Annotated in this window: 14 protein-coding genes; 7 read left to right on the top strand and 7 right to left on the bottom strand. The window is 67.3% G+C overall.

The window, feature by feature from the left end; all coding sequences use genetic code 11:
• Positions 1-5: 5 nt before the first annotated feature.
• From cydB to cydC, 3 genes are read left to right on the top strand one after another with little or no spacing between them, the layout of a single operon-like run.
• Positions 6-1,088 (top strand): cytochrome d ubiquinol oxidase subunit II, encoded by a 1,083-nt coding sequence (cydB, locus tag ACWDTF_RS06430; RefSeq protein WP_355273450.1) that lies wholly within the window; start codon positions 6-8, stop codon positions 1,086-1,088.
• A 10-nt stretch (positions 1,089-1,098) separates the two neighbouring features.
• Positions 1,099-2,844 (top strand): thiol reductant ABC exporter subunit CydD, encoded by a 1,746-nt coding sequence (gene cydD / locus ACWDTF_RS06425; protein ID WP_355273453.1) that lies wholly within the window; start codon positions 1,099-1,101, stop codon positions 2,842-2,844.
• Positions 2,826-4,520: a thiol reductant ABC exporter subunit CydC gene (gene cydC, locus ACWDTF_RS06420; protein WP_355273456.1), complete on the top strand. Its 1,695-nt coding sequence runs from the start codon at positions 2,826-2,828 to the stop codon at positions 4,518-4,520. Before cydD ends, cydC begins: the two co-directional genes overlap by 19 nt.
• Positions 4,521-4,669: 149 nt before the next feature.
• Here the strand turns inward: cydC and ACWDTF_RS06415 are convergent, their stop codons facing one another.
• Entirely contained in the window at positions 4,670-6,163 is a 1,494-nt protein-coding gene (locus tag ACWDTF_RS06415; RefSeq protein ID WP_240862065.1) for an aldehyde dehydrogenase, read from the bottom strand.
• Positions 6,164-6,279: 116 nt separating this feature from the next.
• Positions 6,280-6,978, bottom strand: coding sequence for a winged helix-turn-helix transcriptional regulator (locus tag ACWDTF_RS06410; RefSeq protein WP_240862063.1), 699 nt, complete (start codon positions 6,976-6,978; stop codon positions 6,280-6,282).
• Positions 6,979-7,105: 127 nt separating this feature from the next.
• Here ACWDTF_RS06410 and ACWDTF_RS06405 point away from each other — a divergent pair, with 127 nt between their 5' ends.
• A complete protein-coding gene (locus tag ACWDTF_RS06405; protein ID WP_355273460.1) occupies positions 7,106-7,648 on the top strand; it encodes a universal stress protein in 543 nt (180 codons plus the stop codon).
• Between the two features lie 10 nt (positions 7,649-7,658).
• Here the strand turns inward: ACWDTF_RS06405 and ACWDTF_RS06400 are convergent, their stop codons facing one another.
• Positions 7,659-8,276 (bottom strand): LON peptidase substrate-binding domain-containing protein, encoded by a 618-nt coding sequence (locus ACWDTF_RS06400; protein WP_240862060.1) that lies wholly within the window; start codon positions 8,274-8,276, stop codon positions 7,659-7,661.
• 32 nt (positions 8,277-8,308) lie between these two features.
• Complete coding sequence (gene mhuD / locus ACWDTF_RS06395) at positions 8,309-8,617, bottom strand: mycobilin-forming heme oxygenase MhuD (RefSeq protein ID WP_240862058.1); 309 nt, start codon at positions 8,615-8,617, stop codon at positions 8,309-8,311.
• 15 nt (positions 8,618-8,632) lie between these two features.
• Between mhuD and ACWDTF_RS06390 the strand changes: the two genes are divergently transcribed.
• Positions 8,633-9,499, top strand: a complete 867-nt coding sequence (locus ACWDTF_RS06390) for an alpha/beta fold hydrolase (RefSeq protein ID WP_374247876.1) — start codon at positions 8,633-8,635, stop codon at positions 9,497-9,499.
• 66 nt (positions 9,500-9,565) lie between these two features.
• Here the strand turns inward: ACWDTF_RS06390 and ACWDTF_RS06385 are convergent, their stop codons facing one another.
• Both ACWDTF_RS06385 and ACWDTF_RS06380 read right to left on the bottom strand, forming a co-directional pair.
• Complete coding sequence (locus tag ACWDTF_RS06385; protein WP_240862054.1) at positions 9,566-10,552, bottom strand: hypothetical protein; 987 nt, start codon at positions 10,550-10,552, stop codon at positions 9,566-9,568.
• Positions 10,553-10,654: 102 nt separating this feature from the next.
• Entirely contained in the window at positions 10,655-11,557 is a 903-nt protein-coding gene (locus ACWDTF_RS06380) for an A/G-specific adenine glycosylase (RefSeq protein ID WP_240862052.1), read from the bottom strand.
• On the opposite strand from ACWDTF_RS06380, the gene ACWDTF_RS06375 reads away from it, so the two are divergent.
• Both ACWDTF_RS06375 and ACWDTF_RS06370 read left to right on the top strand, forming a co-directional pair.
• Positions 11,556-12,209, top strand: a complete 654-nt coding sequence (locus ACWDTF_RS06375) for a carbonic anhydrase (protein WP_240862050.1) — start codon at positions 11,556-11,558, stop codon at positions 12,207-12,209. The genes ACWDTF_RS06380 and ACWDTF_RS06375 overlap by 2 nt on opposite strands.
• A gap of 128 nt (positions 12,210-12,337) precedes the next feature.
• Positions 12,338-13,096, top strand: a complete 759-nt coding sequence (locus ACWDTF_RS06370; protein ID WP_240862048.1) for a hypothetical protein — start codon at positions 12,338-12,340, stop codon at positions 13,094-13,096.
• A 37-nt stretch (positions 13,097-13,133) separates the two neighbouring features.
• On the opposite strand, the gene disA is transcribed toward ACWDTF_RS06370, so the two are convergent.
• Entirely contained in the window at positions 13,134-14,216 is a 1,083-nt protein-coding gene (gene disA, locus ACWDTF_RS06365) for a DNA integrity scanning diadenylate cyclase DisA (protein WP_240862046.1), read from the bottom strand.
• Positions 14,217-14,250 lie beyond the last annotated feature (34 nt).

Here is a 14,250-nt window from a genome sequence, read left to right as displayed (position 1 = left end):
TCACCATGGGACTGCCTGAGTTCTGGTTTCTGCTCATCGCGGTGTTGTTCATCGGCTATTTCGTTCTGGAGGGCTTCGACTTCGGGGTCGGCATGCTGATGCCGTTCCTCGGCCGCAGCCACACCGGGGGCGACGCCAAGGTGGACGCGACCGACGACATCGCCGACCCCGACAAGCGGCGTCGCGCGCTGCTCAACACGATCGGGCCGGTGTGGGACGGTAACGAGGTGTGGCTGCTGACCGCCGGCGGTGCGCTGTTCGCCGCGTTCGGTGGTTGGTATGCAACAATGTTCACCGCCTTCTACCTGCCGCTGTTCCTCATCCTGGTTGGTCTCATCACGCGTGTTTGCGCGATCGAGTGGCGCGGCAAGATCAACGATCCGCGCTGGCGCACGTGGGCCGACGTCGGGATCGGGCTGGGCTCGTGGATTCCGGCCCTGCTCTGGGGAGTGGCCTTCGCCAACGTGATCCGCGGCATCCCCATCGACGAGAAGGCGCAATACACCGGCGGCTTCTTCAACCTGCTCAACCCGTATGCGCTGCTCGGTGGCGCAACCACGCTGCTGGCCTTCCTGACGCACGGCGCAGTGTTCCTGGCGCTCAAGACCAGCGGTGTGCTGCAAGAGGATTCGATGCGCTACGCGTCGCGTCTGGCCATCCCGACCCTGGTGGTCGCGGCGGGCTTCCTGCTGTGGACGCAGTTCGCCTACGGCAACGGCTGGACCTGGATTCCGGTTCTCATCGCCGCGGTCGCCGCGGTGGTCATGGTGTTGGCAACCCAGGTACGACGCGAAGGCATTGCCTTCCTGGCCACCTCGATCGCGATCGCCGGTACCGTTGCCACGCTGTTCTCGGTCCTGTACCCGAATGTGCTGCCGTCCTCCACCAACGAGGCCTGGAACCTCACCATCGACAACACCTCGTCGAGCCACTACACGCTGACCGTGATGACGTGGGCCGCGGTGCTCATCACGCCCGTGGTGATCGGGTATCAGGCGTGGAGCTACTGGGTGTTCCGCAAGCGCATCTCCGTCGAACAGATCCCGGCGCCCACCGGACTCCCGTCGTTGCGGGTGGGCGGCGAATGAGGTTCGTCGAGTGACCAAACGCGCCTCGCGACCGCCGCTGGATCCGCGGTTGCTGCGCTATTCGCCGACGGCACGGACGTATGTCGCGCTGACCGCAGCGTTCGCCATCGCCGAGGTGGTCGCCGTCATCGTGATCGCGGCGATGGTTGCCTCCATCGCCTCCGAACTCATCGTCGACCCCGATGCGCGGTCGCTGTCGGCGCAGACCGGCCATCTGACGGTGCTCGCCGTCGCACTGCTGGCCCGGGCCGCGATGACCTTCGGGCACGATCGCTACGCGCATCGGGCGTCGGCACGCACAATTGCCGAATTGCGTTCGCGAGCACTCGACACGCTGACCGATCCCGACCGCACGACGCCGCGTAACCTGCTGGGCAAACGCGAGCACGCGAGCACCGTCCTGCTCCGCGGTCTCGACGCCATCGGTCCCTACTTGTCCGGATACCTTCCCGCACTGATCATCTCGATGATCGTGACGCCGATCGTGATCGTGGTGATCGCGATCGCCGACCTTCCTTCGGCGCTGATCATCGTCGTCACGCTGCCGCTGATCCCGGTCTTCATGGTGCTCGTCGGGCTCATGACAAGGGACCGGACCGAACGCAAACTGGCCACCATGAGCCGGCTCTCGGCGCAGCTGCTCGATCTGATCACCGGCTTGCCGACCCTGCGTGCACTGGGCCGCGCGCAGGCACCGGCCAAGCAGGTCGCCGAACTCGGTGCGGCACACCGGCGCAGCACGATGTCGTCGCTGCGGGTCGCCTTCCTGTCCGGCGGTGTGCTGGAACTGCTGGCCACCCTGTGTGTGGCACTGGTGGCCGTCGGTATCGGTCTGCGGCTCGTGTACGGCGAGATGAGTTTGTATGCCGGTCTTTTCGCGCTGATCCTGGCTCCGGAGGCGTATCTGCCGTTACGGCGGGTGGGCATGCAGTTCCACAACTCGACCGACGGCATGACCGCCGCGCGCGAGGTGTTCGAACTCATGGAGAGTGCCGTGCCGCGCCCGGGCACCGCCACGCGCACGGTCGCCGTTGCGGGAGCGAAGATCACGCTGCTCGACGTGGGCGTGCACGGCCGCGACGGTTGGGCGCCCTATGGATTGGACGCGGTGGTCGACCCCGGTGTGATCACGCTTTTCACCGGCCCTAACGGTTCCGGCAAGTCGACCGCGCTGGCCACGATCCTGGGACTTGCCGCGCCGGACGAAGGATCGGTCCTCGTGGGTTCGGTTCCGGTTGCCGAACTCGAGCCCGCCGCATTTCATGAGCAGGTCGCCTGGCTACCGCAGCAACCGGTGATCGTACCGGGCAGCGTCGCCGACAATCTCGCGCTGTTCGGTGCACTCGATCCCGACGGTCTCGCAAAGGCCACAGCGGCAACGGGTTTCGACGATGTCCTGGCTGGTCTCGCCGAGGGCTCCGACACCAGGCTGGGCGCCGGGGGAGTCGGCCTGTCGGCCGGGCAGCGGCAACGACTCGCCTTGACGCGTGTGCTCGCCTCGCCGGCGCCACTGCTGTTGCTCGACGAACCGACCGCCCACCTTGACGCTGCCGCTGAGGCGTCGGTGCTTGCCGCACTTGCGGCGCGGGCCCGGGCCGGTGACACCGTGCTCGTCGTCGCACATCGTGACATCGCGCGTGATGTCGCCGACTGTGTGGTCACTTTTCCAGGGGCGAGCGAAGCGACGGGGGATGTCGGGGCGAGCGAAGCGACGGGGGACGATCCGGAGGTGATCTCGTGCGACAAGACCCGCTGATCCGGGCGCTCGGCTTTCTCGGTCTGAAGGGCCGGCCGGTGGTGCGATCGTTGCTGTTGGGTGTCGGCGGAGCGTTGTCGGCGTTGGGATTGGCCGCCTTGTCGGCGTGGTTGATCACCCGGGCCTGGCAGATGCCGCCCGTGCTGTTCTTGTCGGTGGCGATCACCGCCGTTCGTGCGCTCGGAATCTCGCGCGGACTGTTCCGGTATCTCGAGCGTCTTGCCACCCACGACTTGGCCCTCGGTGCGATGGCGTCGGCTCGTGAGCGGGTCTATATCGCCCTGGCGTCGGGTTCGCCGGCCTACTCGGTGACGTTGCGCCGTGGTGACTTGTTGACCCGCACCGGCGACGACATCGATGAGATCGGCAACGCGCTGATTCGCGGCATCATCCCGATCGGCGTCGGGCTCACGACATCGGTTGCGGCGGTGGTCATCATGGCGCTGGTATCGGTGTGGGCGGCGTTGGTGCTCGGTGCCGCACTGATCGTCAGCGGCGTCGTCGCGCCGTGGCTGGCCGCTCGTGGGGCGTCACGCTCGATCGCCGACGCGTCGAGTGCGACCACCCAATCGGCGGAGGCGACCACGACGGCGCTGTGGCACGCACCGGAACTCGTCGTCGCGCGTCGTCGGCCAGTTGTGCTGGATGCGGCGTCCGAGGCCGACCGTGATGCGCTTGCCGCCGCCGACCGCGGGCTGAGGTGGCAGGCGGCTGCGGCCGCGGCGACACCGCTCTCGCTCGGGGCGTCGTTGCTGGCCGCCTGCATGATCGGTATCCACCTGGCCTCGCAGGTGTCGGGGTCCCTCGCCGATGTGTCCTCGGGCCACGGACTCACGCCGATGATCCTAGGTGTGCTGATCTTGTTGCCGCTCTCGGCATTCGAATCGACCGCACCGTTGACGGAGGCGGGGATTCAGATCGAGACCTCGCGGCAGAGCGCGGCACGGGTGATGGCACTCGTCGACGCGGCCGGCACCGACCCCGATGCCGGCGGTGACGCGTCGGTGCATTTCGGCCCGGTTGCTCTCGACCTCGATCGGATGCGTTGGGGCTGGTCGGGTTCCGAGGCGCTTGGCCCGGTGAGCGGACTCGATCGCACCCTGCCTGCGGGGTCGCGCCTGGCCGTGGTCGGGCCGAGCGGATCGGGTAAGTCCACGCTGTTGTTGACGCTCGCCGGTCTGCTGGCTCCGCAGTCGGGTTCTGTGTCGTACTCGGGTTCGGGCGCCGAGTCTGTCGAACCTCGTTCGGCGGCAACCTACTTCGCCGAAGATGCGCACATCTTCTCGACGTCGATCCGGGAGAATCTTCGTGTGGCGCGGGGCGACGCGTCGGAGGGCGAGATGACTTCGGCGCTGGACCGGGTCGGTCTGTGGGCGTGGGTGACGGGACTTCCCGACGGGCTCGACACCGTGCTGGCCGGCGGTTCCGACGCGATCAGCGGTGGTCAGCGCCGCAGGTTGCTGCTCGCCCGTGCGCTGTTGCAGCGGGCGCCGGTGGTGCTCCTCGACGAGCCGACCGAACACCTCGACGCCGACGACGCCGATCCGCTGATGCGGCAGATCCTCGACCCGGCGGACGGGCTGTTCGGCCCCGACCGGACCGTCGTCGTTGTGACACACCAACTTCCGGACGGAACCGGCGCCGATGTCGTGGACCTCGCGGCGGTCGGTGTGTGACCCGAAGATTCCCGGAGTCTTCCACTCCGCCCGCGGAAATCTGTACCTGGGAGATCGGCCGAGCGCACAGTGCATTTGGCCGACCTCCCAGGTACAGCTTTCCTACGGGCGGTGACTCGGCCACCCTCGTCGGATCGGCCGGCTGGAGACTACTTGGGTTCGTAGCCAGCCGGAAGCATCGTCGACTTGTGTTCGAGGAAGGCCTCGAGTCCTTCGGGTCCGCATTCGCGGCCGATGCCGGAGTTCTTGAATCCGCCGAACGGTGACCCGGGATCGATGGCGTAGAAGTTGATTCCGAATGTGCCGGTGCGGATCTTCTCCGAGACCTCGATGCCGCGCTCCACGTCGCTCGTCCAGACGGTTCCGGCGAGCCCGTACTCGGAGTCGTTGGCGATGGCGATGGCCTCGTCGAGGTCGTCGTAGGCGATGACGGAAAGGACCGGCCCGAAGATCTCTTCCTGGGCGATGGTCATGTCGTTGGTGACGCCGGTGAAGATCGTCGGCGTCAGGAAGTAGCCTGCGTCAAGACCTTCCGGACGTTCGCTCTCCAGCGCCGCGGTGGCTCCGGCCTTCTTGCCCGCCTCGATGTAGCCCTCGACGCGGGCGCGCTGTCGGTCGGAGATCAGCGGTCCCAGTTGGGCTTCCGGATCAGAGGGCAGTCCGACCTTCATCAGCTTGGCCGATTCGACCATCGCGGTGACGATCTCGTCCTGGCGACTCCGGGGGACCAGCACGCGGGTCTGGGCGACACAGGCCTGGCCGGTGTTGAACAGACCGAGGAAGGTCAGCATGAAGGCGTTGGCGGCCAGGTCGACGTCGTCGAGCACGATGGCCGCCGACTTGCCACCGAGCTCCAGTGAGCAGCGTTTGAGCGACTCGGCACAGGCTGCGCCGATCGCCTTGCCGGCCGCGGTGGAGCCGGTGAAGGTGATCTTGTCCACCAGCGGATGCGCCACCAAGGCCTGCCCGGTCTCGGTGCCGCCCGGGACCACCGAGATGACCCCTTCGGGCACACCGGCTTCCACGAAGAGTGCGGCGACATAGTTTGCGGTGAGCGGGGTTTCGGGTGCGGGCTTGACCACCACCGAGCAGCCTGCGGCGAGAGCGGCGCCGAGCTTGTTGCAGGTGAGGAAGAGCGGCACATTCCACGCGCAGATCGCGCCGACCACACCAACCGGTTCGCGGGTCACGCGGGTGGTGCCGAACACTCCGTTGCGATACTCCACCCAGTCGTAGTTGCGGGCCGCGTCGGCGTAGGCGCGCAGCACCCCGGTACCCGGCAGTTGCTGCAGCATGCTGACCGCACTCGGCGGCGCACCCATCTCCGACGACACCAATGCCGCGACCTCGTCGTTGCGTTCGTCGAGCAGGTCGGCGACCTTGGCGACGATGTCGGCCCGTTCGGCGGGCGACTTGCTGCGCCACACGCCCGAGTCGAACGCGGCACGGGCGGTGCGGACCGCGGTGTCGACATCGACCTCGTCGGCCAGAGGCACCGAGCCCACGCGCTCACCGGTTGCGGGGGAGAACACCTCGAGCGTCTCGGTGGAGTGTGGGTCGGCCCAGGTGCCGCCGATGTAGAGCTGAGCATGGTCGCCGCCACCGGCGAGAGTGTCGACGCGGGACTCGACGGTTTCGGTCATGAGTTGAGTGCTCCTGTTTGGTCGCGGATCGTGTCGGGTGGGCCTGGTTGCGGCTCGCGGTGTGAACCACCGCACACTCCGATACTAGAACACGTTCTAACTCTGGGGCCAGTGGCTCACGTCTGATCGATCAGTCCGGAGTCGATCGTGATGCGCTCGGGCAGCGCCTCGACCAGCAGTGCGGCGGCCGAAGCGTTGCCGTCGAAGACGATGCGGCCGTCGGTGACGGCTTCGGTGAGCGACAGTCGTCCGGCACTCACGTCGACGATGGTCGCCGCATCCATGGTGATGTCGACGTCGACATCGCCATCCGGGTCGTCGGCGTCGGACTCGGTGACGCTGACCTCGCCATCTCGCAGGCGAATCGTGGCGCTGGAGCCATCGATGTGGAATCGGTAGGTGTACCGGGCATCCCGTGTCACATCCCCGTCGATCAGTTGCGCGATGAAGACGAGTGGCCATTCGGCCCGAAACATGTCGTCAGGCTGCTTGGGTGCGTGCGTCTGGTGGCGAACTCCCCACAGCGCCAACGGCAGCAGCGCCCGAGAGAGCTCGCGGCCCGATTCGGTCAGTTGATAGACCAGCGACGCCGACGGCTTCGGGAGTCGGCGTTTGAGGACCACCTCGGCGTCCTCGAGTTGGCGGAGCCTCGACGCCAGCAGGCTGGTGCCGATGCCGTCGAGGGCCTCGAGCAGGTCCGAGTAGCGCTTCGGTCCGGCCATCAATTCGCGAACGATCAGGAGGGTCCACCGTTCGCCCACGACGTCCAGGCCCATCGCCAAGCCGCAGAACTGTCCATACTGTCGCCGCGTCATGCCTCGGAGTCTACCAATTCATCGATTTCTGAACACATTGCTTCAGAAAAATGCTTGAGTACTTCTAAATCTTATGTTCCTATGGATGAGCAGTGGTTTTCCGTCCGGTCAGATAGGAGTTCCGGCCATGAACAACGAGCGAGTGCCGCGGGTCGTCCTCGGTGTCAGCGGTACCGATGCGTCGGCGAATGCGGTGGCATATGCCTCGATGGTCACCGGTGTGCGCGGTGAGATGATGCTGGTCAGCGCTGTGCGACGCACCCGGCGCAGCGCCTGGTCCCGACGCGAGGAACACGCGTGGGCCGACGCCTTGGGCGCCGACGCCCATCAACTGGCGGACGCATGGCAGATCACGGAGATTGCGCGTGAGGCCCGCGAAGCCGCGCAGGCGCACGGCCCGGTATCCACCCATGAAGTGATCCGGGAGGGCGACCCCTTCACCGTTCTCCGTGATGTCTGCGACGAGATGCGCGCAGATCAGCTGGTGCTCGGTGGAAACGGCGGCCCGTCGCGCCTCGCGCGCCGGCTCGGAAAGCAAAGCGGGGTCGATGTTGTCGTCATCGACAGCGCATCAGGTCTTGTCATCCCGGTGGAGCCGGCCCGAGCGCGTCGAGCGACGGCGACGTGGTCGCCCGTCGGACGCGTGTCGATGGCACCCGAGCGTGCGTGAGGCGGTCGGCCTAGGACCCGAACGCCATGCGCGCCTCGAAACCGTCTGCGGCGTCGGCGAGTATGTCGAGACCGGCGTCCACGTCGCGCGCTTCGAGCAGCCGCTGACGGTCGAGCGGTCCGGTCGGCAGACTGGCGACCCAGCGGTAGAGGGTGGCAACCGGTTCGGTGTCTGCGTCGTTCCCCCCGAACACGTCTTGCAGTTGGGTCGGATCGACGCCGCGGGCGCGCGCGAAGTCACCGACGAGGTCACGGATGCGCATGCCCAGCATGGAGAGACGCGCCCGCTGCCCCGCGTCGAAGACGAAATCGGGGAGAACCTCCACGCGGGCGCGCGGGTAGGGGTCGTCGGACAGCCACTCCAGTACCCGAAAGCGTCGTGCGCCGAAGGCCACGAGCGTCGCCCGGCCGTCCGGAAGCCGATCGACGGAATCGATCTCGGCGAACGTGCCGACATCGTGGCGTACATCACCGCCGCCGACCTCCGACCCCCGCGCAATCAGCACGACGCCGAATCGGGCGGGATCGCCGGCCGCCAGGCAGTCGCCGAGCATCGTTCGGTATCGCGGCTCGAAGATGCGCAGCGGCAGTGGTTCGCCCGGCAACAATGCGGTGCCGAGCGGGAACATCGGCGCGATGAGCGCCGAATCGGATTGGTCTGTCAGGAGCTCGGACGGGCGTCGAGCACGACCTCGAACTCGAGGAGGTCGGCCCCCGACGCGACCGGCTTTGCGCGTTCGCCCGCATGCGCTTCACGGGCCGGGCCCGACGCCCACGCCTGGAAGTCCTCCTCGGATTCCCATTGCGTCACAACGAAGTAGCGCTCATCGCCCTTGACCGGACGGAGCAGCTGAAAGCCCAGGAAGCCCTTGGAGCCGTCCACCGCATGCGCGCGATGGGCGAAACGCTTCTCGAGTTCAGGGCCCGCACCCTCGGGGACGGAGATCGCATTGATTTTCACAACAGCCATGGGTCCAGCTTACTGATGTCGACCGGTTGCAATAGGGTTCTGCCCGTGACAATTCGTCGGGCGTCGGAGTTCGTCGACCTCGGCCTGCGAGATCATGGCGGACCGCTGCCGATCCACGACGCGAGCGGCGCCGTCATCGACACCGGGGTCGGGCCGATCGTGTTGCTGCACGGCCTGATGGGGCGCGGTCGGACGTGGCGCCGGCAGGTCCCGTGGCTGCGCCGATACGGGCGGGTGTTCACCTTCGACGCCGCGTTCCATACCGGTGCCGACGTCGAAATCCCGGACGACCCCGCCGAACTCGCCACCGAACGGTTTGTCGCCGATCTCGCCGAGATCCTCACCTGGATCGACCTCGGTCCGGCGGTGCTCGTCGGGCACTCGATGGGTGCACTGCACGCCTGGTGTGCCGCCGCTGCCTACCCGGAGCTGGTGTCGGCGCTGGTGGTCGAGGACATGGCACCCGATTTCCGCGGTCGCACAACCACCAGCTGGACGCCGTGGTTCGAGAGTTGGCCCGACCGTTTCGCTTCCGTCGATGCGGCGCAGGAGATGTTCGGGCCGGTGGCGGGCCGCTACTTCTACGAGGCGTTCGACGACGGTCGGCTGCACGGCCAGATCCCGGTGTGGGCGGCGATCGCCGAGGAGTGGGGCGGCCGCGACTTCTGGGCGCAGTGGTCGGCCTCGTCGGTGCCTGCGTTGGTGATCGAAGCCGAACACACCGTCACGCCGCCCGGGCAGATGCGCAAGATGTGCGCGGTCCGCGACCGGGCGTCGTATCTGCGGGTACCCGGTGCCGGTCACCTGGTCCACGACGACGCCCCAGAGGTGTATCGCGGTGCGGTGGAGGCGTTTCTGTCCGGGCTGGACCTCAGCAGATAAGCAGAGGTCAGATAACCAGAGAGGCCGACCCGCTGATGCGGGCCGGCCTCGAGTGGACAGGGAATCTCAGGCGGGATCTGGGGGCGCGATGGGCGCACCGTTGAGTCGACGCCAGCAGTGCACGTAGAACAACTGTGCCAACGGAGCCGAGACGATGAGGCCGATGTAGCAGACGATCGCGCCGACCAGGTTGATCGCGTAGGCGACGAGAAGTGCGATCAGCGAGTCACCGACCTTCGTCTTCGCCAGTTCGAACGACGTCTTCATCGCATCGACCGGCGAGAGCTGCTTGTCGATCGTCGCGACGATCGAGAACTGCAGCAGGAAGATGGCGATCAGGCCCGGGATGACGCACAGCACCAGGCCGATCGAGGTGATGATGCCGACCAGGATCGCGGTGAGGATCGTCGGCCCGAAGCGCGTCGGCTTCAGGAACGACGCGGACGTGACGGGTTCACCGTTCGCGACGCGCAGTGCTCCCGAGATGATGCTGATCTGGATGTAGAAGATGCCGACGAGCAGCACCAGATACAGCAGGAACATCAGGAACAGGCCGCCGCCGCCGATGGTGGTGGTCTCGTAGCTGTAGGTGTAGCCGCTGCCGTAGTCCGATGTGTGGGTCTCGGTGGTTCCGAAGATCGCCGTGGCGAACACTGCGAGCAGGGTGACGATCAGGATGAGCGCGAACGCGATGACACCCGGCAGGATCATGGCGCCGACATTGTTCTTGAATTTCCCCCACGCCCAGCTGAAGGCCTCGCCGACGTCGACCTTGGTGGGGTCGGTGCCGAACTGGCCGGCCGGCGGCGGCCCGCCGGGGTAACCACCCTGCGGCTGACCGTACTGGGGTCCGGGCGGCGGCGGAGGCGGCGGAGCCTGGCCGTATTGCGGTTGCGGCGGGGGTGTCTGCCCGTACTGGGGTCCGGGTGGTGGGGGCGGTGGCGGTGTTTGACCGTACTGCGGTGTCTGACCGTAGTCGGGCGGCGGAGTCTGGCCGGGCTGCTGCCCACCGGACGCGGGATTGGGTTCAGGTGGGTAAGGCGGCTGCGTCATGGCTCGGGACATTAGCAACGTTTGCGCCGATGCGGGAGGTATCAAACGGACGACACATGTAAGCCCGCGTGTCGTGTAGGTACCGAGGCACAGAACGGGGGGTCAGAGGGTGCCGGATTCGCCTGCCAGGCAGTAGCGCCCGTCGTCGGTGAGTTCGACGAGACCGTCGACGAGGAGGGAGTCGAGCGCGCGATCGCGCTGCGCTGTGTCCGACGTCCACGCCAGGTCCAGTCGCGCACGTTCGACGGGATCCTCGGTGCCGCGCAAGACGTCGAGGAGCAGCCCGCGCACCTGACGATCGGTCCCGGCGAACTTCTGCGTCTTGCGCGGCGGCCCGGTGTGGGCGGGGCGTCCGCGGCGCACCCAGAGGCAGTCGGGGATCGGGCACCGATCGCATCGGGGGTTGCGCGCCGTGCACACGAGCGCCCCAAGTTCCATCAGCGCGGCCGAGAAGCGCGGCGCCGACTGTGCATACGACCCGTCGTCGGCTCGCGGGAGGAGCGCGTCGGCGTCGGCGAGATCGGCGCGGGCAGGATTGCCCGGATGCTCACGGCCGTGCTCGGCGCGGGCGATCACCCGACGGACATTGGTGTCCACCACCGGAACTGCCTGCCCGAACGCGAAGCAGGCCACCGCACGGGCGGTGTAGTCACCGATCCCGGGCAGCGTCAGCATCGTCTCGACGTCGGCCGGAACCCGGTCGTCGTGTTCGCGGGCAAGCACTTTCGAGCACTCGTGGAGGCGCAGTGCGCGTCGTGGGTAGCCGAGTTTGCCCCACGCGCGCAGGACTTCGCCGGCGGGCGCGGCCGCCATGGCCGACGGGACCGGCCAGCGGCGTACCCAATCGCGCCACGGCTCGATCACCCGCGACACCGGGGTCTGTTGCAGCATGATCTCGCTGATCAGGATGTGCCACGCCGTGCAGTCGGGGTCGCGCCACGGCAGATCACGTTCGTTGAGGTCGAACCAGCCGAGAACCGCGGCAGATGGCAGACTATTGCTCATGGCTGGAGTTACACCGCGACAGGCGTGGCGCATCTTGCGCGAAGGTAATGACCGTTTTGTGGCGGGGGATTCTCAGCATCCCAGCCAGGGTATCGAGGACCGCGCCCGACTCGCGGCGGGCCAGCACCCCAAATCGGTGCTGTTCGGCTGCGCCGACTCCCGGCTCGCCGCGGAGATCATCTTCGACCAGGGTCTCGGCGACATGTTCGTCGTACGTACCGCCGGTCACGTGATGGACTCGGCTGTGCTCGGGTCCATCGAATACGCCGCCGAAGTGCTCGAGGTGCCGCTCATCGTGATCCTCGGCCACGACAGCTGCGGTGCGGTCAAGGCGACCCTCGACGCTCTCGACGAACTGCAGATTCCCGGCGGCTACATCCGGGACGTCGTCGAGCGAGTGACGCCGAGCATCCTCGCCGGTCGCAGCGAAGGTCTGACCCGGGTCGACGAGTTCGAAGCGCGGCACGTGGTGGAGACCGGGCAACTGCTGATGCAGCGCAGCCGGATCATCGCGGACCGCGTTGCGACGGGCAAGCTGGCGATCGTCGGGCTCACCTATCAGCTGAGTGATGGCCAGGTGCAACTGCGCGGCGCCTACGGCGACATCGGCGAGACCACCGTAGGTGTCCTGCGCCAGGTGGAGTCGGCCTGATCGAAGGCCGATACCGACGCATGTCTGGACCTGAACTCTAGACTTTGCGCCATCGGTGACGCTTTCTGTGAGCGACACGCCGACCTTGATCGGCCGAAACGTCCGAATCGGCCGTTAGCGTTGTTTTCGTGATCGAACCCCAGGGCCCACTGCCACCGGAGATCTACTGGCGCCGACGTGTCGTCGCTGCCGGTGGTGGTCTCGTGGTGCTCGCCGTGGTGGTCGGTCTCATCGTCTGGATGACGTCCGGCAACGACGCGGCGAAGAACACCGCCGCAAACGCGCCGCTGTCGTCTGCGGCCGCCACCACACCGCCGGTCGTTCCCTCGGAACCCAGTTCGCAGAACCCCGGTGGGCCGGGCGGCCCGGCTCCGAACGGCGGGAATCCCGCGGGCACGACGACAACACCGCCGACACCTGGCTCGTCGACCGCCGCGGTGCCCACCACCGGTCCGGCAGGACCGGCGCCCGTCGGTGGCCTGTGCCCCGACGAGAGCATCTCGGTGGTGCTGCTGATGGACAAGCCCACCTACACCGTCGGGCAGCGTCCGGTGTTCACGCTGGTGACCACCAACGCCGGTGTGGCGGCATGCACGCGAGACGTCGGCAAGGCATCGCAGAACGTCGTCGTCCGGACACTCGACGGCACGCGCACGCTCTGGACCGCTCGCGATTGCTCGCCGCTGCAGACGGTGAACAACCAGCTGCTTCAGCCGGGCCAGCAGGTCCGCGACACCATCGTGTGGTCGGGCACCACCAGCAACCCCGGATGTGACAAGCCCCGGGTGCAGATCCCGGTCGGCGCGTACAAGGCGGTCGGCAAGATCGGTGAACGGGAGTCCTTCCCGCAGACCTTCAACGTGGTCGCGCCGGCGCAGCAGCCCTGATACATCCGGCCCGCTCGCTACGCTCCCGGCGCCTGATCTAGTCGTAGCGTTCGATGCTGGTCTCGGCCAGACGCGACAGTCCCTCGCGGATGTGGCGGGCCCAGATGCTGCCGATGCCTTCCACCGCCTGCAGGTCGGCCGCACTCGATGCCAGTAGCGTCTGCAGGGTGCCGAAGCTCCGGACCAGACGGTCGATGTGGGCGAACTGCAGTCGCGAGATGCGCGCGAGCATCCGGTAGCCGCGCGGGCTCATCGCGGTGTCCTGCGCGTCGATCGTGGTCGGATAGCCGAACGCGCCCGCCAGCAGCGTGAGGTCCAGCAGATCGGTGTCGCTGAGGTTCTCCACGATCTCCAGGGACTGTCGCACCTCCTCGGTGGTCGCCGGCTCGGGGCTCGCGTAATAGTCGCGGACCAGCAGTTCGCGCATGGTGTCGTTGTCGGAGATCAGTTCCTCGAGCTGCAGGCTTACCTGCCGCCCGTTGACGCCCAGTTCGAGGACGTACTCGTCGATCTCCACCGACACCCGACGCACCATCTCCATGCGCTGGGCGGTCGACATGGCGTCGCGCAGCAGCACGTAGTCTTCGATCTCCGCGCGCGACAACGCCGAGATCACCTCGTCGAGGCGGGTCTTGTACCGCTCGAGGGTGGCCAGTGCGACATTCGCGCGGGACAGGATGGGGTCCGGGCTCTCCACCACGCGTCGAGCGCCGTCGACGTACACCGACACGATCGACATCGACGCGCTCACCGAGATCACCGGATGCCCGGTCTGGATCGCGGTGCGCTCGGCCGCCCGATGCCGCGTTCCGGACTCCTCGGTCGGGATCGACGGGTCGGGGACCAGCTGCACGTTGGCCCGGACGATGCGCTTGCCGTCGGTCGAGAGCACAACGGCGCCATCCATTTTCGCGAGCTCGCGCAGCCGGGTGGGGGCGAACTCCACGTCGAGGTGGAATCCGCCGTCGCAGATCTTCTCGACGTCGGAATCGTGGCCGAGCACGATCAGCGCGCCGGTACCGCCACGCAGGATGCGTTCGAGGCCGTCGCGCAGGCCGGTGCCCGGCGCCACCCGGGCCAGTGTCTCCCGGGCCAGCTCGGATTTGGCGAACTCCGGCATGCGTCGTCCCTGTCTACTCGTCGGCGAACCGCCG

The organism is Gordonia sp. NPDC003422 (assembly GCF_053588675.1).
This window is presented reverse-complemented; position numbering and strand designations above follow the sequence as displayed.